The sequence below is a fragment of the Streptomyces reniochalinae genome (assembly GCF_003323735.1).
GTDB classification, from domain to species: Bacteria; Actinomycetota; Actinomycetes; order Streptomycetales; family Streptomycetaceae; genus Streptomyces; species Streptomyces reniochalinae.
The window spans coordinates 75927-95812 of the sequence record NZ_QOIM01000047.1 but is presented as its reverse complement, the minus strand read 5'-3'; the positions used below and the strand labels follow the sequence as shown (position 1 = coordinate 95812).

18 protein-coding genes and 2 pseudogenes are annotated in these 19886 nt (G+C 74.2%); 11 read left to right on the top strand and 9 right to left on the bottom strand.

Annotation, left to right across the window (positions count from 1 at the left end):
- Positions 1 to 82: 82 nt before the first annotated feature.
- On the top strand, positions 83 to 1456 hold the full coding sequence (locus DQ392_RS31215) for a hypothetical protein (protein ID WP_114019058.1): 1374 nt from the start codon (positions 83 to 85) through the stop codon (positions 1454 to 1456).
- Positions 1457 to 1791: 335 nt separating this feature from the next.
- A complete protein-coding gene (locus tag DQ392_RS31210; protein WP_245982190.1) occupies positions 1792 to 2211 on the top strand; it encodes an ANTAR domain-containing protein in 420 nt (139 codons plus the stop codon).
- 22 nt (positions 2212 to 2233) lie between these two features.
- On the opposite strand, the gene DQ392_RS31205 is transcribed toward DQ392_RS31210, so the two are convergent.
- The 3 genes from DQ392_RS31205 to DQ392_RS31195 form a co-directional block, all read right to left on the bottom strand.
- Positions 2234 to 2647 carry a hypothetical protein gene (locus DQ392_RS31205; protein ID WP_114019056.1) on the bottom strand — a complete coding sequence of 138 codons (414 nt, stop codon included), beginning with the start codon at positions 2645 to 2647 and terminating at the stop codon, positions 2234 to 2236.
- 168 nt (positions 2648 to 2815) lie between these two features.
- A complete protein-coding gene (locus DQ392_RS31200; protein ID WP_114019055.1) occupies positions 2816 to 3466 on the bottom strand; it encodes a phosphoribosyltransferase in 651 nt (216 codons plus the stop codon).
- Between the two features lie 137 nt (positions 3467 to 3603).
- On the bottom strand, positions 3604 to 4272 hold the full coding sequence (locus DQ392_RS31195; protein WP_114019054.1) for a dienelactone hydrolase family protein: 669 nt from the start codon (positions 4270 to 4272) through the stop codon (positions 3604 to 3606).
- Positions 4273 to 4626: 354 nt separating this feature from the next.
- On the opposite strand from DQ392_RS31195, the gene DQ392_RS31190 reads away from it, so the two are divergent.
- From DQ392_RS31190 to DQ392_RS31175, 4 genes are all read left to right on the top strand, one after another.
- Entirely contained in the window at positions 4627 to 6141 is a 1515-nt protein-coding gene (locus DQ392_RS31190) for a CitMHS family transporter (RefSeq protein ID WP_114019053.1), read from the top strand.
- A gap of 171 nt (positions 6142 to 6312) precedes the next feature.
- On the top strand, positions 6313 to 8145 hold the full coding sequence (locus DQ392_RS31185) for a sensor histidine kinase (protein WP_114019052.1): 1833 nt from the start codon (positions 6313 to 6315) through the stop codon (positions 8143 to 8145).
- On the top strand, positions 8142 to 8879 hold the full coding sequence (locus tag DQ392_RS31180) for a response regulator (RefSeq protein WP_114019051.1): 738 nt from the start codon (positions 8142 to 8144) through the stop codon (positions 8877 to 8879). The genes DQ392_RS31185 and DQ392_RS31180 overlap by 4 nt, the downstream gene beginning before the upstream one ends.
- Before the next feature lie 145 nt (positions 8880 to 9024).
- Positions 9025 to 9279 carry a hypothetical protein gene (locus tag DQ392_RS31175; RefSeq protein WP_114019050.1) on the top strand — a complete coding sequence of 85 codons (255 nt, stop codon included), beginning with the start codon at positions 9025 to 9027 and terminating at the stop codon, positions 9277 to 9279.
- A gap of 52 nt (positions 9280 to 9331) precedes the next feature.
- On the opposite strand, the gene DQ392_RS31170 is transcribed toward DQ392_RS31175, so the two are convergent.
- Complete coding sequence (locus DQ392_RS31170; RefSeq protein WP_114019049.1) at positions 9332 to 10318, bottom strand: formylglycine-generating enzyme family protein; 987 nt, start codon at positions 10316 to 10318, stop codon at positions 9332 to 9334.
- Between the two features lie 146 nt (positions 10319 to 10464).
- Here DQ392_RS31170 and DQ392_RS35590 point away from each other — a divergent pair.
- Positions 10465 to 10695, top strand: a pseudogene (locus tag DQ392_RS35590) (VOC family protein); the annotation flags it as partial.
- A 101-nt stretch (positions 10696 to 10796) separates the two neighbouring features.
- Here DQ392_RS35590 and DQ392_RS31160 read toward each other — a convergent pair.
- Complete coding sequence (locus tag DQ392_RS31160; protein ID WP_245982188.1) at positions 10797 to 12371, bottom strand: ANTAR domain-containing protein; 1575 nt, start codon at positions 12369 to 12371, stop codon at positions 10797 to 10799.
- A gap of 136 nt (positions 12372 to 12507) precedes the next feature.
- On the opposite strand from DQ392_RS31160, the pseudogene DQ392_RS31155 reads away from it, so the two are divergent.
- Both DQ392_RS31155 and DQ392_RS31150 read left to right on the top strand, forming a co-directional pair.
- A pseudogene (locus DQ392_RS31155) lies at positions 12508 to 13635 on the top strand (LysR family transcriptional regulator).
- A 159-nt stretch (positions 13636 to 13794) separates the two neighbouring features.
- Positions 13795 to 14397: a MarR family winged helix-turn-helix transcriptional regulator gene (locus DQ392_RS31150; RefSeq protein WP_245982197.1), complete on the top strand. Its 603-nt coding sequence runs from the start codon at positions 13795 to 13797 to the stop codon at positions 14395 to 14397.
- A 36-nt stretch (positions 14398 to 14433) separates the two neighbouring features.
- Here the strand turns inward: DQ392_RS31150 and DQ392_RS31145 are convergent, their stop codons facing one another.
- The gene (locus DQ392_RS31145) at positions 14434 to 14652 is read right to left on the bottom strand and encodes a DUF2277 domain-containing protein (protein ID WP_114019046.1); all 219 of its coding nucleotides are present in this window, start codon (positions 14650 to 14652) and stop codon (positions 14434 to 14436) included.
- A 116-nt stretch (positions 14653 to 14768) separates the two neighbouring features.
- On the opposite strand from DQ392_RS31145, the gene DQ392_RS31140 reads away from it, so the two are divergent.
- Positions 14769 to 15239 (top strand): Crp/Fnr family transcriptional regulator, encoded by a 471-nt coding sequence (locus DQ392_RS31140; protein ID WP_114019045.1) that lies wholly within the window; start codon positions 14769 to 14771, stop codon positions 15237 to 15239.
- A 97-nt stretch (positions 15240 to 15336) separates the two neighbouring features.
- On the opposite strand, the gene DQ392_RS31135 is transcribed toward DQ392_RS31140, so the two are convergent.
- On the bottom strand, positions 15337 to 16521 hold the full coding sequence (locus DQ392_RS31135) for a rod shape-determining protein (protein WP_114019044.1): 1185 nt from the start codon (positions 16519 to 16521) through the stop codon (positions 15337 to 15339).
- 144 nt (positions 16522 to 16665) lie between these two features.
- Positions 16666 to 18690 (bottom strand): ABC transporter ATP-binding protein, encoded by a 2025-nt coding sequence (locus tag DQ392_RS31130; protein WP_245982186.1) that lies wholly within the window; start codon positions 18688 to 18690, stop codon positions 16666 to 16668.
- A gap of 196 nt (positions 18691 to 18886) precedes the next feature.
- Here DQ392_RS31130 and DQ392_RS31125 point away from each other — a divergent pair, with 196 nt between their 5' ends.
- A complete protein-coding gene (locus DQ392_RS31125) occupies positions 18887 to 19126 on the top strand; it encodes a DUF397 domain-containing protein (RefSeq protein WP_114019043.1) in 240 nt (79 codons plus the stop codon).
- Here DQ392_RS31125 and DQ392_RS31120 read toward each other — a convergent pair.
- Entirely contained in the window at positions 19089 to 19835 is a 747-nt protein-coding gene (locus DQ392_RS31120) for an ATP-binding protein (protein WP_114019042.1), read from the bottom strand. The two genes, DQ392_RS31125 and DQ392_RS31120, sit on opposite strands and share 38 nt — an antisense overlap.
- Positions 19836 to 19886: the final 51 nt, after the last annotated feature.

Below are 19886 nucleotides of genomic sequence, written 5' to 3'. Positions count from 1 at the left end.
CCGAAACGGTAAGCCGTCCGTTCGAGGCGGAGTGGGCCGGCGAGCAGCGCGAGGTATGCCCCTTTTGCGCTACCGTGATCGTATGAAGACCGTACGGCTGGTCTTGGGTCGCATGCCTCTGCTCGGCGCGGTGGTGGCCGCGCTGCTGCTGACCGTGGCAGCCGCTGCCGGGCCGCGCGCGGTGGGTGCGGCGGGTGGGGTGGACGAGGCCGCGCAGGCGCTGCGGGACGGGCCCGTGTACGTGGACCCGCGGGCGCGGAAGGCGCTGCCGCCGTCGGACGCCGACGCGCTGGCGGACAGGATCGAGCGCGCCGACAAGCCCGTCTTCGTCGTGGTGTTGCCGGCCTCCGGGGAGTTCGACCGGGACACGCTGCTCCAGGACCTGCGGACCAGGACCGGTATCACCGGTGTGTACGCCGTCGCGCTCGGTGACCGGTTCGACGCGGGCGCGGACAGTCAGGTGATGTCCAGGGATGCGGTGCGGAACGTGTCAGGCGCGGTGGAGCGCGCGCACTCCGGTGACCCCCGTGCGGCGGTGACGGACTTCGTCGACCAGGCGATCGAGCAGGCCGACGGTACGGCGCCCGCCTCCTGGGACGGCGGCGGCGCGGCATCGGACGGCCGCGGCGGGGGTGTGGGTGCGGTCGTCACCCTCGGTGTCCTCGTCCTGTTGGCGGCGGGCGGTGCCGTGCTCGTGAGCAGGCGGGGCCGCAAGCGGCGGGAGCGGCAGGAGCGGGCCGGTCTCGAGGCGCTGCGCCCTGTCGTGGACGAGGACATCACCGCGTTCGGTGAGGAACTGGGCCGCATCGGGTTCGACCCGACGGGCCCGCACGCGGGTCCGGAGGCGCGGGAGGACTACACCGCGGCCCTCGACGCGTACGAGGAGGCCAAGTCGGCCATGGCCAAGGCGCGCCGCGCCGACGACGTGCGGCGGGTGAGCGAGGCGCTGGAGCGCGGCCGGTTCGCCCTCGCGACGCTGGACGCGCGGCTCAAGGGGGAGGAGCTGCCTCAGCGCAGGCCGCCGTGTTTCTTCGACCCCCGGCACGGGCCCTCGGTCGAGGACGTGGCCTGGACGCCGCCGGACGGAGGCGCCGAACGGACGATCCCGGTCTGCGCCGCGGACGCGACCCGGCTGGCGGACGGGCTGGAGCCGTCGGCCCGCCAGGTCTCCACGCCGGACGGCCCGCGCCCTTACTGGGAGGCGGGTCCCGTGTACGCGCCCTGGGCCGCCGGTTACTTCGGCGGCGGCCTGCTCCCCGGGATGCTCACGGGCACCCTGCTGGGCAGCAGCCTGTTCGGGCCGTACGCCTACGGCGACGGCGGCTACGGCGACGGCGGGGACTTCACCGGCGGTGACCTCTCCGGCGGCGACTTCGACTCGCGCGACTTCGGCGGCGGCTTCGGGGACGGCGGCGGCTTCGGCGGCGGTGACTTCGGCGGAGGCGGCGGCTTCTGACCGGTGGCGGCCGGTAACGACCTGCCAACGGAGAGGCGGGGTGCCGTTTGGCCGGAGGCGCGCTCGGTTACCTGCACCAGTGCGCGGGGCCGAGCTCGCCTCGTGCAGGCACCGGTGGGTTGGGGAAACAGCCCCCGGTGCCGCAGCACCTTCGGTGGGGATTTATCCGGGAACGCGGGGCCGGTTCGGGGGTTGCTGCGCCCGGGGTCGCGGGGCCACCCTCGAAGGAGGCCGAACGAGGCCCGATGAGGCCGATCACGCGCCAGAACGCCACGTTGAGGACGACCACCCCTGGGGGACCGATGGGTGCGGCAACCGGCTCGGTGAGGACGTCCGTGGACCGCGCTCGCCGCAGAGCCACCGCCGCCGCGCCCTCGCGCGCCGAGTCGGCGGCACGGCACCCGCCCGGCACGCGCCACGGTGAGCGCGGCGAACACGGTGAGGCCCCGGCGGAGCGGCAGCGGGAGCAGTTGCGTGAGCAGGTCGAGGCGCTGCGCACCGAGGTGGAGCAGTTGCGGCAGGCCTCCGCGTCCCGGCCGGTCATCGACCAGGCGCGCGGCATGGTGATGGCTCTGGCGCCCTGCGACGCGCAGACGGCGTGGTGGGTGCTGGTGCGGGTCTCCCAGCACTCCAACGTGAAGTTGCGCCGGGTGGCCGGGGCGCTGGTCGCCGGCGCGGAGGGCACGCCCGTACCCGAGCCCGTACGCAAGGCGTTGGCCGCGGCCCTGCACCGGGTGCGTACCGCGTCCCGGTGAGAGGCCCGCCGGGCGGGCGGGCTCAGCCCTGGTGGCTGTCCTGTGCGGGCGGCGTGGTGTGCGGCTGCTGCTCCGGCTGTGCGCGCTGTCCCAACGGGCGCGGACGCCGAGGCCGTTCCCGTGGGCCCGCGGGAGTGGCGGCGGGAGCACCGGTGGAAGCGCCGGGTTCGGCGGAGGCGGGAGCCACCGCGGGAGCGGCGGACGGAGCAGGTGCGGGACCGGGGGCAGAGCCAGAGGCAGGCGGGGGAGAGGCGGGGGTGGGCTCCTGGGGTCTGCCGGTATCGGGGTGGCGGCTGTGCACCGGGGAGAAGTCGAGCGCCTGCTCGGCCTCCTGCTGGAGCGCCTGCGCGGTTTCGCGTACCTCCGCGAGCACGTCACCGTGCTCCTCGATCAGGCTGTTGTAGATCGGCGAGGCGGGGCTGCTGTCGGCCGGCATGGACGGCTCTCCTCTCGGACTGTGGACACAGAACCGGCCACCCGCGTCGGTCCACGCGGGCGGCCAGACGCCGACGATACGCCCCTGGAACAGGGCAACTGGGTCTCTGGGCGCCTCTTGTGGCATACCTCGCAGTTGGCCGGTTCTGTACGGTGCTGCCGGGGTGCCTCAACCGGCCGGTGTGGCGTGCAGAGTGGCGAGGACCTCCTCGTCCGTGGTCTGCGGGAAGTCGTCGTACCAGAGGCCGACGGCCTCGAAGGCGGCCGGCTGGTGCAGGCAGACCACCGTGTCGGCCTCGGAGCTGAGCGCCGTCACGGACTGGGGCGCGCCGACAGGGGCGGCGAGCACCAGGCGGGCGGGCCCCTGCCCGCGTACGCGGCGGAGCGCGGCGCGTGCGGTGACTCCTGTGGCGAGGCCGTCGTCGACGACGATCACGGCGCGGTCCGCGACGCGTGGGGCCGGGCGGTCGCCCCGGTAGAGGGCCTCGCGGCGGTGGAGTTCCGTCCGCTCGTGCGCGACCTGGGAGGCCAGCCGGTCCTCGGTCAGTCCCAGCATCTCCAGCGCTGTGCGGTCGTAGACGGGCGGGTCCTCGCCGGCGATCGCGCCGACCCCGTACTCGGGCCGGCCCGGAAGCCCGATCTTGCGGGCGACGAGCACGTCGAGCGGCGCGTGCAGGGCGCGCGCCACCTCCACGGCGACGGGCACGCCCCCGCGGGGCAGCGCCAGGACCAGCGGGTCGGCCAGTTCCTCCTGCCGCCGCAGGTCATCGAGCGAGGCGGCGAGTTCGCGGCCCGCCTGGGTGCGGTCTGCGAAACGCATCGGGGTTCCTCCCATTTCCGAGAGTCGGGTTTCCGAGAGTCGGGCTGTGGCTGGGCGCACCATCGGTGACTGGGCGCGCCCTCGGCGGCTGTCGGCACCCTGTGCGGGTTGTCGCCGTGCGGTTGTTCGCCGTGCGGCTACTCGCCGTCCGTGGTGGGCGGGAGCGCGAACCAGCGGCTCGCCTCCCGGGCGACCTCCTCCAACGCCCCGGGTTCCTCGAACAGGTGCGTGGCCGAGGGGACGACGTGGATACGGTGCGGGGCCCGCAGCCGGGCTGCCGCCGCCTCGTTGAGCCGCAGCACCTCCTGGTCGTTCCCGCCGACGATCAGCAGGACGGGAGCCAGCACCTCCGGCAGCGCGTCACCGGCCAGGTCGGGACGGCCTCCCCGGGAGACCACCGCGTAGACCGTGCGCGTCCGGTCGGCGGCGGCGGTCAGCGCGGCCGCGGCGCCGGTGCTCGCCCCGAACAGGCCGACCGGCAGTCCGCCGGTCAGCTCGTGCGCCTCCAGCGCGTCGACCGCCGCCACCAAGCGTCGCCCGAGCAGCGGGATGTCGAAGCGGTGTTCGGCGGTCGCCACGTCCGTGTGCTCCTCGTCCCCGGTCAGCAGGTCCAGCAGCAGCGTGGCCAGGCCCTCCTCGCGCAGCGCGGCGGCCACCGCACGGTTGCGGGGACTGAAGCGCGAGCTGCCGCTGCCGTGCGCGAACAGCACGGTCGCGTTCGCCCCGTCGGGCACCGCGAGGTCGCCGGTGAGGAGGGCGCCGTCGCCGCCCTCGATCGTGACGGTCTGAGTGGTCTCGGCAGCCATGCCTGATCACTTCCGTGGCTCGGCATTCCTTGTCAGGCCGCTTCCCGGGTGCCCCCGCGCGCGCGGGCCCAATCACCCGGCGCCGCTGAGGGCCCCGGGGCCGCTCCCCGGGGCCTGCGTGGTCCGCGCACCCCTATGAGCTGGGGTTTCGCGCATATTGCTCGCGGATGACGCTCTTGTGACGGGGATGTCGCGCTGCTTACGGTCGGGCGACCGCAGGGCATCGGGGCCCGGCCGGAGGGCTGTCGGCCGGGCCCCGATGCCCCGCCGCCTTTCGTTGCCGGGCACCGGAGACCGTCTTCCGGCCCCGGGCGGGCCCCGCCGCTCTCACGGCGGGCGAGAGATTGGGTTTCCATGCTGACGATCCTCGGATTCGTCATGATCGCCGTCTTCCTGGGGCTCATCATGACGAAGAAGATGTCCCCCATCGCCGCGCTGGTGCTCGTTCCCGCGCTGTTCTGCGTCCTGGTCGGCCAGGGGGCCGATCTGGGCGGTTACGTGCTCGACGGGATCGGTGACCTCGCGCCCACGGCCGCGATGCTGATGTTCGCGATCATCTACTTCGGCGTGATGATCGACGTGGGTCTCTTCGACCCGATCGTGCGCGGCATCCTGCGGTTCTGCAAGGCCGACCCCATGCGGATCGTCGTCGGCACGGCGGTGCTCGCCGCGATCGTCTCGCTCGACGGCGACGGCTCGACGACGTTCATGATCACCGTCTCGGCGATGCTGCCGCTCTACCGGCGGCTGGGCATGAGTGTGGTCGTGATGACGGGGGTAGCCGCCACCGCCAACGGCGTCATGAACACCCTGCCGTGGGGCGGCCCCACCGCGCGGGCCGCGACCGCGCTCCACCTCGACGCCGGCGACATCTTCGTCCCGATGGTGCCCGCGCTCGCCGTCGGCATGGTCTGCGTCCTCGCTCTCGCCTACGTCCTCGGCGTACGGGAACGGCGCCGCCTGGGTGCCCTCTCCCTCGACGGGCCGGGCGAGCGCGGGCCTGGCGAGCGCGGTGCCGCGCACGAGGACGCGGGGGAGCCGGAGACCGCGCTGGTGGGCGCGGGCGCGGCTGCCGGTCCGGGCAGTGGCAGCGGCAGCCGCGGCGGCGGTGGTCTCCGGGCGCGCGTCTCGCTCCGCAAGCGCGGTGCCACGGGCGGTGGCGGCCCCGCGGCCGGTGGGAGCGCGGTGCCCGGCGGCGGGGCGGCCCCGGAGTCCTCCGGCGCGGAGTCGGCCGTCCTGGACCCGGACCGCGCGTGCCTGCGCCCGCGGCTGTACTGGTTCAACGCGGCCCTCACCGTGGTGCTGCTCGCCCTGCTGATCGCTCAGCTGCTGCCGATCCCGGTGCTGTTCCTGCTGGGTGCGGCGGTCGCGCTGACGGTGAACTTCCGCGAGATGGCCGACCAGAAGGCCCGGATCGCCGCCCACGCGGAGAACGTGCTCAACGTCTCCGGCATGGTCTTCGCCGCGGCCGTCTTCACCGGCGTCCTGACAGGTACGGGCATGGTGGAGGAGATGGCCCGCTCCGTCGTCGGCGCCGTCCCCGACGCGCTCGGGCCGCACATGGCGCTGGTCACGGGGGTTCTCAGCATCCCGTTCACGTATCTGATGTCGAACGACGGCTTCTACTTCGGCATCGTCCCGATCCTCTCCGAGGCGGGGGCCGCCCACGGGGTGAGCTCGCTGGAGATCGCCCGCGCCTCGCTCGTCGGCCAGCCGCTGCACATGTCCAGCCCACTGGTGCCGGCCGTGTACGTGCTGGTCGGGATGGCGAAGGTCGAGTTCGGCGAGCACACCAGGTTCACGATCAAGTGGGCCGTGCTCACGTCGCTGTCCGTACTGGCGGCCGGGTTCTTGTTCGGCATCCTGTAGGGCCTCTCGCGGGGAGAGTGGGTTCCCCTACTCTTCCGGACAGGAGAGAAACGGAGCCCATGGTTCCGGTCGGCCGCGGTACAGACCGGCACACCCGCGCACCCGCGCACACCTGCACGCACGACGGGCAGCGGGACGACCCACAGCGGGACGGAGAGGAGGCGACGCACCATGCGTATCAGGCCGCCGCGTATCAGGCCGCCGCGCCGCGTCTTCTCCCACGTGCTGACCGCGCAGCTCGCCCTCGTCGTCGGGGTGACCGCGCTGGTCAGCGGGCTGTTCCTGGCGCCGCTCGGCGACCAGCTCGACCGGCAGGCGATGCGCCGCGCCCTCGCCATCGCCCAGACCACGGCCGCCAGGCCGCAGCTCGCGGCCGAGCTGGCCGCCCACCGGGAAGCCGGGCGCGCGCCCTCCGCCGACGGGCCGCTCCAGAGGGAGGCGGAGCGCATCCGCCGGTCCACCGGCGCCGAGTACGTCGTCGTGCTGGACCGGCGCGGCATCCGCTGGTCCCACCCCTCGCCCTCGGCGGTCGGCCGCCGCGTCTCCACCGACCCGGGGCAGGCGCTCGAAGGCCGGGAGGTGACGCAGATCGACGAGGGCACTCTCGGCCGCTCCGCGCGCGGCAAGGCCCCGCTGCGGGACGCGGACGGGCGCGTCGTCGGCGCCGTCTCCGTCGGCATCGACTACGCCAACGTCCGCGAGGGGCTGCTGGCGGCCGTGCCCGGGCTGCTGACGTACGCGGGCGGTGCGCTGGCCGTCGGGGCGCTCGCCGCCTACCTCCTCGCCCGCAGGCTGCGCCGCCGCACCCACGCGCTCGCCTTCTCCGACATCTCGGCGCTGCTGGCGGAGCGGGAAGCGATGCTGCACGGCCTCGCGGAAGGCGTCGTCGCGCTCGACGCGGACGGGCGTCTCCGGCTCGTCAACGACGAGGCCCAGCGGCTGCTCGGCCTCGGCCCCGAAGCGCTCGGCCGCCCGGTCGCCGAAGCGCTCGGTGCCGCACCGGACCGGGCGGGCGGCCAGCCGCCGGAGCGCGGGGGCCGTACGGCGGACGTGCTGGCCGGGCGGGTGACGGGGCGCGACCTGGTGACCGTCTGCGGCAACCGCGTCCTGGTCGCCAACCGGATGCCCACGGCGGACGGCGGCGCCGTCGCCACTCTCCGTGACCGCACCGAACTGCTGCGCCTCGGCCGCGAACTGGAGGGCACCCGCGGGCTCCTCGACGCGCTCCGCGCCCAGGACCACGAGCACGCCAACCGCCTGCACACCCTCCTCGGCCTGCTGGAGCTGGAGTTGTACGAGGAGGCCGCGCGGTTCGTCACCGACGCGCTCGGCGTGCACCGCGCCACCGCGGAGCAGGTCACCGAGCGGGTCCACGATCCGCTGCTGTCCGCGCTGCTGGTCGGCAAGGCGGCGGTCGCCGCCGAGCGCGGCGTCGCCCTGCGCCTCGCCCCCGCCTCCCACCTCCCCGACCGCCTGGTCGATCCGGGCGGCCTGGTGACCGTCGTCGGCAACCTGGTGGACAACGCGCTCGACGCGGCGTCCGGCGGGGCCCAACCGGCGGTCGAGGTGGAGTTGTGCGCGGAGGACCGTACGGTCCTGCTGGCCGTACGGGACTCGGGCCCCGGCGTGCCCGCCGCACGGCGGCACCTGGTGTTCGAGGAGGGCTGGTCGACGAAGTCCACGGGTGCGGGCGCGCACCCCGACGACTCCGGAGCGCACCGGGGCCTCGGCCTGGCCCTGGTACGCCGGTTCGCCGTGCGGGCCGGCGGCAGCGTACGGGTCGGCGCCGCACCCGGCGGTGGCGCCGAGTTCCGCGTCGTCCTGCCGGAGGCACTGGCGCAAGCCCTCCCGGACGACGCGGACGAGACCGGCCACGAGCCTGCGCGTGACGGAGGTGGCGAGCGCGACGGCGACGGCTTTCGCGATCCCGGCGACGGCGATCCCCGCGACGGCGACCGCGGCGGCCGCCGGGCGGCCGCGGGGCCGGGAGGGGCGCGGACATGACGGGTGCAGCAGACGAGACCGCCGACACCGCCGCGGGCGAGGTCATCGACGTCCTGGTCGTGGACGACGACCCGAACGTCGCCCGCATCAACGCCGCTTACGTCGAGAAGATCTCAGGATTCCGCGTCAGCGGCACCGCGCACAGCGCCGCCGAGGCGCTGCTCTTCCTGCGCGGTCACCCCGTCGACCTGGTCCTGCTGGACCACTACCTGCCGGACGAGTCGGGACTGGCGCTGCTGCACCGGCTGCACGGGACCGGTGTGGATCCCGAGGTCATCATGGTGACGGCGGCCCGGGACACGGCGACCGTCCGCGCGGCCCAGCGCCAGGGGGCGCTCCAGTACGTCGTGAAGCCGTTCACCTTCGCCCACCTGCGCGGCAAGCTCGACAGCTACGCGGCGCTGCGCCAGGAGCTGGCCACCGCTCCGGTGGCCGAGGCCACGCAGGAGACGGTGGACCGGATCTTCGGCGCGGCGGCCGTCCCCGGCGACGGCGCCGAAACCCTCCCCAAGGGGCATTCGGTGCTCACCGCCGACCTGGTGCGCGGCGTCGTGCACGCCGCCCGCGGGCCCCTATCGGCGCAGGAGGTCGCCGAGCGCGCGGGCCTGAGCCGGCAGACGGCGCAGCGCTACCTGAAGCTGTTGGAGGGTGCGGGCCTGGTCCGCCGCCGCCTCAAGCACGGCGAGACGGGCCGCCCGGTCCACCTCTACCGCTGGAGCGGCCCTGCGGCCTGAGCCCACAGGACGGCCTTCACCCGGACCCTTCGGTACCGAAGATCGGTCCCGTCGTGTCGGGAGGCGCTCTCAGTCGTGTCGGGAGGCGCTCTCAGGGGACGGGGACGCCTCCCGCCGCACCCCGCATACACAGAAGAAGCATCACATGCGCGGACTCAAGCGCGCCGCCGTTCTCGGCGCCGGCCTCATCGCCTGCTCCGGCGTCGCCGCCGGAGCAGCACAGGCGCTGCCCGACCCGTACGCCTACATGGTGGGCGACACGTACACGGAGCCGACCAGGGCCGCCTGCGAAAAGGACGGCAACACGTGGTGGGGCGTCGACGAGTTCTCCTGCCTCGGCCTCAACGCCGACGGCACGTGGACACTCCGGATCGACTCGCTCGGGTCACGGCCCGGCTGACCGAGGCGCTGCGGGACGTGCACCGGAGCGCGTGGGCCCGGTCCACGGGTGATCAGTGATCCGGCAGCGCCGACTCGGACACCGCGCAGCGGAAACCGCCGTGTCCCGTCGAACTGTCGGGCGCGTTCGCGGTGCGGGCGGCGACGCGGTACCGGTTGCAGTACGTGTGGTGGCACAGGTGTGAGCCGCCGCGCAGGACCCGGTTGGCGCCCTCCGAGGGCCCCGCGGGGTCGCTCCGCGTCTCGGGGCGGTCCGCGGCGTGCCAGTCGGCGGAGAAGCGGTCCGCGCACCACTCCCACACGTTGCCCGCCATGTTGTAGAGGCCGTACCCGTTCGCCCCGAACGCGTTGACCGGGGCCGTGCCCACGTGGCCGTCCTCTCCGGTGTTGTGCGTGGGGAAGCGGCCCCGCCAGATGTTGCAGCGGTGCCGGCCGCGGGGGGACAGCTCGTCGCCCCAGGGGAACCTGGCCTGGACGAGGCCGCCGCGCGCGGCCTTCTCCCACTCGGCCTCGGTGGGCAGCCGTTTGCCCGCCCACCGCGCGTAGGCGCTCGCGTCGTGCCACGAGACGTGGACGGCGGGGTGGTGGTCGCGCTCCCCGACGGAGGATCCTGGCCCCTCGGGCGCCCGCCAGTACGCGCCCTCCACCGCCCGCCACCAGGGGGCGCCCGGCACGGTCCCCGACAGTACGGAAGCCTGGGCCGTGGACGGGACGAACGGGCCGAAGACGTAGCTCCAGCCGAAGCGTTCGGCCTCCGTCCGGTACCCCGTCGCCTTGACGAAGCGGGCGAACCGCGCGTTCGTCACGCACGCCTCGTCGATGCGGAAGGCCGAGACGGTGACCTCGCGCACCGGCCCCTCACCGTCCACCGGGACGGCGTCCGCGTCGTCCCCGCCCATCAGGAACGGGCCGCCCGGGATGCGGACCATGCCGCGCAGGACGTCGGCACGGGTGCGGGCGGGGACCGCGAAGTCGGCCTCCTCTGCCACGGGGGCCGCCGTCGGCCCCGCGGCGCGGCCGGGACCGCAGCAGGCGCTCATTTCTCCCCTCCGGGGTAGGGCCGGCGGGGCGGCGAAGGACGGGCGGCTGCGGGTGCGCTCATGTCCGCATCGTCGTCCGGGCGGGTGATCTCCGTCAACGCCGCGAAGGCGCCCGGCCTCGCGGTTTCCGCCACCGTCGGAGGCGGACGGACACCGCCGTCGGCCTTGACGGCAATCACGCCGACATCGCGATGCTCCAGACGCCGGACGGCCACGGTCGTCTCGAACTCTTCGAGTACCTCCGCCCCGAAGCGAGCGAGTCGGAGCCCACTCGCCCCCGCGAGATCGGCATGCACCGGGTCGCCTTCTCGGTCGACGACATCGACGCAGCCCTCGCGACGGCCGCGCAGCACGGGTGCCATCCGCTGCGCGGGGTACGGCCGATCGGACCGACGAACCCCGCGCTTTCGCGGGGCGGGCTGTCCGGCCACCGCCGGAGGCGCTTCCCGGAGGAAGAAGCCCTCACGCGGGGTCGAGGCTAGGCCCAGGTGCCTCCCCTGTGGTGCAGGTCCTCCAGGGCGTCGAGGACGACGGTGCGCTGGTACCAGTCGAGCCAGCGGCCCGCTTGGGCCCCCATCTCGTCCAGAGTGCGCGCCTGCGTCGCGGTGAGCGCCTGTACCGGATGGGCGTGGTGGGTGGAGACGACGCCCAGGAGCTGCCCCGGGGCGGCGGTCAGCGGTGTGCTGTGGCAGCCGCGGCTGCCCGCGGCCAGCAGAGCCCGCTTGGCGGACTCGGCGAAGACCGTGTCCGCCGCCACGTCCGTGACGGTGACGCGGGTGCCCTGACGGGCGGCCACCGCGCAGGCGGTCTCCGCCCCGTCCGTGCGGCTGTAGTCGACGCGGTCGAAGAACTCCGCGAAGTCCTCGTCGAGTCCCTGGTGCTTCTCCAGCCGCAGGCTGCCCGTGACCGGGTCCACCAGCCGCACGTCGCCCATCGTCGCCTCGGTGATCTCCATGCTGCGGCGCAGCACCGCGCCCAGCACCTCGGAGGAGTTCGCCGACGCGGCGCGCAGCCCTGGCTGGAACGCCAGGGCGGGCGGCACCCGCCGTTCGCGTCCCGGAAACCAGTCGGAGTGCGGGGAGCGGGGGCGCGGCACCGTCACCACGGCGGTGGCGAGGGTGCGCAGCCGCACGTTGAACCGCTGCGAGCTGGCCTCCATGAGCTGGAAGGCCGCACGGTCGTCCGGCAGGTGGTAGCGCTCTTCGAGTATTCCCTGGGCGCGGGAGACGAGCGGGTGCGTGCGCGCCTTCGCGCGCAGGTTGCGCACCTCCGCCTTGAGGTTGCGCACCTCCGCGCGCAACCGCTCCCCCTCCTGTCCGGCCCTGTCGTCCACCCCGGCCCTGTCGTCCACCCCGGCCCGGCCGTCCACGCCTCCGGCCACGCCGACGCCCGGCCCCACCGCCCTGTCGCCGGCGCCGCCCCCGGGGCCCGTACCTGTCCTGCTCCTGATGGTGACCTTGCGGCCCGTGTCGGCGCTGCCGTCCGCCCCGGCGCTGCCGTCCATCCCGGCTCGGCCCGCACGGGCCGCGGCGCCCGCAGGGGCCGCTCCGCCCGCGTGGGCCATGGCGCTCACGCGGGCCCCGCTGTCCGTGCTGGGCAGGTCGCCCGTGCCGGCCTTGCCGTCCGGGGCGGTGGCGCGGTCCTGGGCGGCCTCGTGGGCCGGGGCCGGGCTCGGCCCCCCGGCGTAGGGCGCGGTGGCCTCGGCCACTTTGGGGACGACGGTCAGCACGTCGTCCCCGGCCAGCGCGCGGCCGACCGCCTCGTCCGCGGTGGCCACCAGCAGGTCGGTCCCGTCGTCGGCCAGGTCGTGGGCGAGGGAGGTCAGGGCGCGGGCCCCGGCGGCGGAGACGAGGGGCGCCAGGGCCAGGTCGACGACCACGGCCACGGTGCCGGGGGAGGGCGGCCTGGCGGCGCTCAGCGCGGGGTGGTGGGCGTCTCGGATGCCGCCTTCGACGCGTACCACCCATAGGCTGGCCCCGCCGGGTAGCCGTATCACTTCCGTCCGCGCCTGGTCCGGGTGCGCGGCGGCACAGGCGTCACCCGTGCTGGTCATGTCCCACCCTTCTTCCTCCCCGCAACATTTGCTGTATGACAACATACTCGTCGCGCGGGCCGGCCACCCACTTCGGCCCGGCGCCGGGTGGGGCACGCCTCTTGTCGGTGCCGGTGGGCCGCCCCACCGTAAGGACATGGATCTGGAACTGAGACACCTCAAGGTCGTCTCGGCCATCGCCGAGGCGGGCAGCCTGACGCGGGCGGCCACCGGGTCAGGGCTCGCCCAGCCCGCGCTGAGCGCGCAGCTCAAACGGATGGAGCGCTCGCTCGGCGGCGCTCTCTTCGTCCGGGGCCCGCACGGGGTGCGGCCCACCGAACTGGGGGAGCTGGTGCTGGAGCGGGCCCGGGTGCTGGTGCCCGCGGTGACCGAGCTCCAGGCCAGTGCGCGCAGGTTCAGCCGCGAGCGGGCCGACGGCCATGGCGGTCCCGCCCGCTTCCGGCTCGGCGGCACCCATGGGCCCCTGCTCGGCGGGCTGGTGGACCGGCTGGCCCGACGCCTATCCGAGCGCGTCGGTGACGACGTACACGTCGTGGTCGGCCGTCGAGCTGGCGGGCCTGCTGACCGAGGGGCGGATCGACTACGCGCTCACGGGGGCGTGCGGCCGGAGCCCGCCACCGTTCACCGCGGCGGGCGCGGAGGTGGTCTGGCGCGAGGTGGCCGTCGACCCGGTGTTCGTCATGCTTCCCGAGGCGGATCCGCTGGCGGTCCGCGACGAGGTGCCGCTCGCCGAGCTGGCGGGGCGCGCTGGACGAACGTGCCCGGCGACGGCTGCTTCGCGGAGTGCTTTGCGGCGGCCTGCGCGCGCGCCGGGTTCACGCCGCAGGCCGTGTACGAGACGGACACTGCCTCCTGTGTGCACCTGGTGCGGGTGGGGCGGGCGGTGGGCCTGTGCAGGGCGACGTTCCCGCCGGCGCCGGGCCTGGTGACCCGCCCGCTGGCGGGAGCACCGCTGCTGTGGCGGCACCTGCTCGGGCGACAGCTACGCCGGTGCGCACGTCGGCGGGAAGACCGCCGCGCGGCTGACCGTCGCCACGACCGACGCGGAGGAGCGCGAGCGCATCAGAGAGGCGGGCGCCACCGCGGCGGAGCCTCGGCCGTCTCCTGCCTCGGCCGCCTCCTCCCGCAGCCGTCTGCTCCCTCAGCCGCGCCCGGTCCGGGGCCTGCTCCTCCCGGTCCGGGCGCGGTGCGCCGCCACCGGCGCGCTGACGCCCGCGGCGGGACCCCGCTCCACCGTCGCCGCGCCCCCCGGCGGCAGAATTGAGCGGTGAACGGGAGACGACAGCTCGGGCGAGAGGGGCAGCGCGTGCCGGAGGACGCCGCACCCGGCGAGAGAGCGGACGCGAACGGAGGGAGGGCGGCCGAGCGAGGCCGCCGGACGGGAGGGGTCCCGGGGCTCGCGGGGCCTGAGCGTGACGGCGCGGTGACCGAGGGCTCGCAGGGCTCACGGGGCTCAGAGGGCGTCGAGGGCTCGGAGGGGGACGTCGTCGCCAGGGTCCTAGGCCAGTGGCAGCGGGTGCTCCCGGATCTCGACACCGGGCCGATCGGGGTCATCGGGCGTCTGACCAGGTGCGCGGCGCTGCTGCGGCAGGCGTCCGACGCGCCGCTGGCGCACGAGGGGTTCTCACGCCCCGAATTCGACATCCTCAGCGCCCTGCGCCGTGAAGACCGCGAGCTGAGCTTCGGGCAGCTCGCCAGGGAGACGTACGCCTCGGGCACGGCTGTCACCAAGCGGGTGCGCACGCTGGAGGAGAAAGGGCTGGTCGTACGGCGTCCGGACGCCCGCGACCGGCGCGTGGCACACCTGTCGCTCACCGACGGCGGCCGGCAGCTGGTGGACCGGATCATGCCCGAGCAGGTGGCCTACGAGCGGTCGCTGCTCGCGGGGCTCGGGGGCGAGCGGCGCGAGCAGCTCGCCGAGGTGCTGGGCGAGCTGCTGCACCTGCTGGAGGGCCGCGAGGGGGCTCGGGAGGCGCGGGATGCCCGGGAGGCGCGGAATGTCCAGGGGGCTCGCGAGGGGAGCTGAGGCCGCGTCCGGAGCGCAAAGACGCGGGAGCGTGGCTCAGCGGGGGGCCGCGCCCCTCACCCGGAGGTCTTCCAGCAGCCTGCCGGTTGCCTCGGCGATCTGCTCGACGGCCAGGTCGAAGGCCGCCTGGTTGTGCGCGGCGGGCGCCCGGAAGCCGGACACCTTGCGCACGTACTGGAGCGCGGCCGCCCGGACGTCCTCGTCGGTGACGGTATCGGCGTAGGGGGGACGTAGTGTCCTGATGTTCCTGCACATACCGCCGACGGTACGTTCCGTCCGGCTGTTACTCGCCTGTTCGGGTGATGCGCGTTACGCTGAAAAAGCCGTGACGTGGGAATACGTCGCTCTGTTCCCGGAAGGGAGGGCGGGCCATGCAGACCACGACGGGACTGCTCGCCGAGCTGACATCCGACCAGCGCGAGCGGGTGCGCTCCCTTGGACACGAAGTGCACTTCGACGCCGGAGAACAAATCTTCGAAGAGGGCACGAGGGCCGACCGCTTCTGGATCCTGCACACAGGCTCCGCGACACTCGCCATGCACATACCAGGGCACAGGGACGTGGCCATCGACCATGTCCGCCACGGGGAGCTGCTCGGCTGGTCCTGGATGTTCCAGCCGTACGTGTGGTCGCTGGGCGCCCAGGCGGACAGCCCCGTACGAGCGCTCGAATTCGACGCGCAGTCGGTGCGGTTGCTGTGCGAGGAGGACAAGGAACTGGGCCTGGCGATGACGCGCTCCATCGCGGCGGTCATGGGCGACCGCCTCCAACGCTCCCGCTCCCGCCTGGTCGATCTCTTCGGGCCCTACGCCCCCCAAGACCGGGCCGCCGGGGCCATCTGAGCCCCGGCCCGGTGCGGCCGGAGGCGGGGCCGGTCCGGCCAGGGCCGAACCCCGTGGGTACCGGAGGCCCCGTGGGCGTGGGCTCGCGGGCCCGGGGTCACCCGGCCTCCTGGCCCGGTACCGGCACCGCGTCGGCCGCCGCGCCGCTCTCGGGCGCGCCGATGACCTCCCGGTCCCCGGACAGGGGGTGGGGGCCCGACAGCGCGTCGCGGGCGGCGCCCGCCGTGGCTGGGCCCTGCGCCTCCTCCTCGGCTGCGGGGTTCGGCGCGAGACGCCCGGCCATCAGGGCGGCGAGCCCGTTCACCGAGGCCAGCTCGGGCTCCTGGGCGAGTCGCACGCCCATGCCCGTGTGCTCCCTCAGCTGGTCGGCGAGGCCCGGCAGGACGGCGCTGCCGCCGGTCAGGACCATGCCGCGGTCGGCCAGGTCGGCCACCAGGTCGGGCGGGCAGCGGAGCAGGACGGTGCGGATGGTGTCCAGCAGGCCGGTGAGCGGGGTCTGGATGGCGCTGCGCACCTCTTCGGGGTCGATGGTGACGGTGCGGGCAAGACCCGACACCACGTCGCGGCCCTGGACGTCGATCAGGCCCGTGTAGACGCCGTTGCCGACGCCGCCGCTGCCGAGCAGCGCCAGGTGCAGCGGGCGGACCTCCTGGCTGGGCAGCAGCAGCTCGTGCCGGTTGCGCAGGTACTGCACGACGGCGTGGTGGATGGTGTCGCCGCCCAGGCCCACCGTGCCCGCCGCCACGATCGCCCCCACGGAGACGACGGCCACCTGCGTCGTGGTCGTACCGCACACCAGCACCATGGCCGCCTCGGGCTGGGCGACCGGCAGACCCGCGCCGATCGCCGCCGCGATGGGCGCCTCCACCAGCTCGACGCGGCGTGCGCCCACCCCCGTCAGGGTCTCCACGGCGGCGCGGCAGGCCAGCGGGTCGGCGTCGTGCGGAACGGTGGCCGCCGCGTGGGCCATCACCCTGCGCCGTCTGACCCGGCGCAGCCTCTCGCCGATGAGGGAGCGCACCATCCGGCGCGCCATGTCGATGTCGCGTACGGTCCCGCCGGCCACGGGTCTGACGACCCGGATGTGCTGGGGGGTGCGCCCGTCCATCCGCTCGGCCGCATCGCCGACCGCGATCAGCGCGCCCGAGGAGGTGTTCACGGCGACGACCGAGGGCTGGTCGACGATCAGCCCCGTCCCCTTGGCGTAGACGCGGGTCCTGGCGGCGCCCAGGTCGACGGCGACGGAGCAGCGGGTCAGGGCCTCCAGGCTGGAGCAGCTCATGGCGCTCGTGTCCTTCCGGGATTCGTGCGGCGGTCGGCCGGCCGGCGTCGAGGAGGGCCGCCCCGCGGGGGCGGGCCTCTCTCCCACCCTGTGCCGCCCCCTCGTCCGCCGCCCGCCGAGCGCGCCCGCCCGGGTGAGGGCCGCTCACGCGAGTGCGCCCACCTCGGCCCCGCCGCCGCTCCGGCCACCGGAGGAGCTCCCGGCCGCCCCGCCGCCCACGCCTGCCGCACCCTCCGCGCCGCCGGTACCGGTCCGGCTGTCGGAGCCGGTGCCGGTGCCGCTCTCGGTACCCGTACCGCCGTTGGTGCCGGTCTCGCTGAACTGGGTGCGGTAGAGCTGTTCGTAGCGGCCGCCCGCGGCCAGCAGCTCCTCGTGGGTGCCCTGTTCGACCACTCGGCCCGCCTCCAGGACGAGGATTCGGTGGGCGGCCCGCACGGTGGACAGTCGGTGGGCGATGACCAGGGAGGTGCGGGAGGCCAGCGCCTCGCCGAGCGCTTCTTGTACGGCCGCCTCCGAGGTGGAGTCCAGGTGCGCCGTCGCCTCGTCGAGTACGACGACCTGGGGCCTGGCCAGCAGCAGCCGGGCGATCGTCAGGCGCTGACGTTCCCCGCCGGAGAGCCGGTAGCCGCGCTCACCGACCAGGGTGTCCAGACCGTCGGGCAGGGAGCCGACCAGCTCGTCCAGGCGGGCGCGGCGCAGCGCGGACCACAGTTCCTCGTCGGTGGCGTCGGGGCGGGGGAGCAGCAGGTTGGCGCGGATGGTGTCGTGGAAGAGGTGGCCGTCCTGGGTGACCATGCCGAGCGTGGCCCGCAGGGACGCGGCGCTCAGGTCGCGCACGTCCTTGCCTCCGATACGGACGGCGCCGCTGTCCACGTCGTAGAGGCGGGGGGCCAGCGAGGCGAGCGTGGACTTGCCCGCTCCGGAGGAGCCCACCAGGGCGATCATCTGTCCGGGTTCGGCCCGGAAGGAGATGCCGTGCAGCACCTCCTCGCCGCCCCTGGTGTCGAGGGTGGCGACCTCCTCCAGGGAGGCGAGGGAGACCTTGTCGGCGGAGGGGTAGCTGAAGTGGACGTCGTCGAACTCGACGGAGGCCGGCTCCCCCGGCAGGTCCTCGGCGCCTTCCTTCTCCTCGATCAGCGGCTTGAGGTCGAGCACCTCGAACACCCGCTGGAAGCTGACGAGCGCGCTCATCACCTCCACGCGGGCGCTGGCCAGCGCGGTCAGCGGGGCGTACAGGCGGGTCAGCAGCAGGGCGAGGGAGACGACGGCGCCGGGGTCGAGGCTGCCGCGCAGTGCGTAGGTGCCGCCGAGCCCGTAGACGAGGGCGAGCGCGAGGGCCGCCACGAGGGTCAGCGCGGTGAAGAAGACCTCCTGCACCATGGCGGTGCGCACGCCGATGTCCCGTACGCGCCCTGCCCGCCGGGCGAACGCGGCCGACTCCTCCCCCGGCCGCCCGAACAGTTTGACGAGGGTGGCGCCCGGCGCGGAGAAGCGCTCTGTCATCTGGGTGCTCATCACCGCGTTGTGGTTGGCCCGCTCCCGCTCCAGCCGGGCGAGCCGGGCCCCCATCCGCCGGGCGGGCAGGACGAAGACCGGCAGCAGGGCGAGGGTGAGGAGGGTGATCTGCCAGGAGAGGTTGAGCATCACCACGAGGGTCAGCAGCAGGGTGACGAGGTTGCTGAAGACCTCGGAGAGGGTGGAGGAGAAGGCGCGCTGCGCTCCGATGACGTCATTGTTGAGTCGGCTGACGAGGGCACCTGTACGAGTGCGGGTGAAGAAGGCCACGGGCATGCGCTGCACGTGGTCGTAGACGGCGGTACGCAGATCGAGGATGAGCCCCTCACCGATCCGCGCGGACAGCCAGCGGGTCAGAATGCCGACCCCCGCCTCCGCCAGTGCGATGGCCGCGATCAGCCCGGCGAAAACGAGCACGGTGGAGGTGCTCTCGTGCCGGTCGATGGCGTTCATCACCCGGCCGGCGAGCAGCGGTGTGGCCACGGTGACGACCGCGAGCACGCTGCTGAGCAGCAGGAAAGCTACCAGTTTACGGTGGTGGCGGTGTGCGAAGCGGACGATGCGGCGGACCGTCGCGGCGGAGAACGGGTGCTGGTCCTGGTGGGCGTGGCGCGAGTTGTAGAGCGCGTTCCACGCGGTCATCTCCATGCTCATGGGGCGAAGCTAGAACTTGAAGTCAAGTTCAAGTCAAGGGTCTGACCCGCTGTGATGAGGTTGCGACCGCGGGTCGTGCACGTGCATCGGCACATGCATCGGTACGTGAACGCAGTTATGATCCCGGGGAGTTGGCAGTCGGCACTGACCTGCTGTTCAACCTGCACGGCCCACCGGACGAGTCCAGGAGACCCCAGTGCCTCACGCGTACAACGGCATGGCCGCCAAGGACCTCCAGGGGGTCGTGTGGCGGAAGAGCCGGTTCAGCAATTCGCAGGGAACGTGTGTGGAACTTGCGAAGCTGCCCGACGGCGACATCGCCGTGCGCAACTCGCGCTTCCCCGAAGGCCCGGCGCTCGTCTACACGCCGGCGGAGGTCGAGGCGATGATCCTCGGCGTCAAAGCCGGGGAGTTCGACGATCTGTTGCGTCCATGACATCCCGGGTGCCCGCGGGATCGCCGGCGCCCTCGGCCACCCGGAAGAGGGCCCACACGACCTTCCCGGCCAGTGGGCCCGGCAGCGGATGCCATCCCCAGGTGTCGCTGAAGGAGTCGACCAGGCACAGACCCCGGCCCGACTCCGCCGTGATGCCGAGCGCCTCGGCCTCCCCGTAAGGAGCCAAGGCGCTCGACGCGTCCCACGCGTCATCGGCATCCACGACGCCCCCGTGTCCCCCGTTACCCCCGTTTCCCCCGTGCCCTCGGCCCCCGTGGCCGGACGGTCCGCCCGAAGCCCCGAAGCCCCCGTGGGCCGCCGCCCGCGCGGCCCGCACAGCCGACACGTCGGGCGGTTGGTCGCTGGGATCGCGTACGGCACAGACCAGTCGGGCGGACCAGCAGGTCAGGTGGAGCCTCACCTGCCGGCCGCCCTCGTCCCCCGACGCCGCCCCGTGATCGGCGCCGGGGGTCAGGCCGTGCCGCATGGCATTGGTCACCAATTCGGTGACCACCAGCGCCACGTCATCGAACTCTTCGGTCAGGCCCCAGCGCTGCAACGTCCTGCGGGTGAAGTCCCGCGCGCCGGAGACGGATCGGTGGTGCGCGGGGAGCGCGCAGGAGACCGAACCGGAAACCGAGGCGGCATCCGGTGTGGGGAGCCCGTCCCATAAGGGCTCCAGCACCGTCGATCCTTCGGTCCCGTGCAACGGCCACTCCTGGCTGTCAGCGGCAGCGGCGATCCTGTGTGGATCCCTGTC

Coding starts and splice junctions, on each gene's coding strand:
- DQ392_RS31215 (WP_114019058.1), top strand. CDS start 83: ATGAAGACCGTACGGCTGGTCTTGGGTCGCATGCCTCTGCTCGGCGCG.
- DQ392_RS31205 (WP_114019056.1), bottom strand. CDS start 2,647: ATGCCGGCCGACAGCAGCCCCGCCTCGCCGATCTACAACAGCCTGATC.
- DQ392_RS31200 (WP_114019055.1), bottom strand. CDS start 3,466: ATGCGTTTCGCAGACCGCACCCAGGCGGGCCGCGAACTCGCCGCCTCG.
- DQ392_RS31195 (WP_114019054.1), bottom strand. CDS start 4,272: ATGGCTGCCGAGACCACTCAGACCGTCACGATCGAGGGCGGCGACGGC.
- DQ392_RS31190 (WP_114019053.1), top strand. CDS start 4,627: ATGCTGACGATCCTCGGATTCGTCATGATCGCCGTCTTCCTGGGGCTC.
- DQ392_RS31185 (WP_114019052.1), top strand. CDS start 6,313: ATGCGTATCAGGCCGCCGCGTATCAGGCCGCCGCGCCGCGTCTTCTCC.
- DQ392_RS31180 (WP_114019051.1), top strand. CDS start 8,142: ATGACGGGTGCAGCAGACGAGACCGCCGACACCGCCGCGGGCGAGGTC.
- DQ392_RS31175 (WP_114019050.1), top strand. CDS start 9,025: ATGCGCGGACTCAAGCGCGCCGCCGTTCTCGGCGCCGGCCTCATCGCC.
- DQ392_RS31170 (WP_114019049.1), bottom strand. CDS start 10,318: ATGAGCGCCTGCTGCGGTCCCGGCCGCGCCGCGGGGCCGACGGCGGCC.
- DQ392_RS31160 (WP_245982188.1), bottom strand. CDS start 12,371: ATGACCAGCACGGGTGACGCCTGTGCCGCCGCGCACCCGGACCAGGCG.
- DQ392_RS31145 (WP_114019046.1), bottom strand. CDS start 14,652: ATGTGCAGGAACATCAGGACACTACGTCCCCCCTACGCCGATACCGTC.
- DQ392_RS31140 (WP_114019045.1), top strand. CDS start 14,769: ATGCAGACCACGACGGGACTGCTCGCCGAGCTGACATCCGACCAGCGC.
- DQ392_RS31135 (WP_114019044.1), bottom strand. CDS start 16,521: ATGAGCTGCTCCAGCCTGGAGGCCCTGACCCGCTGCTCCGTCGCCGTC.
- DQ392_RS31130 (WP_245982186.1), bottom strand. CDS start 18,690: ATGAGCATGGAGATGACCGCGTGGAACGCGCTCTACAACTCGCGCCAC.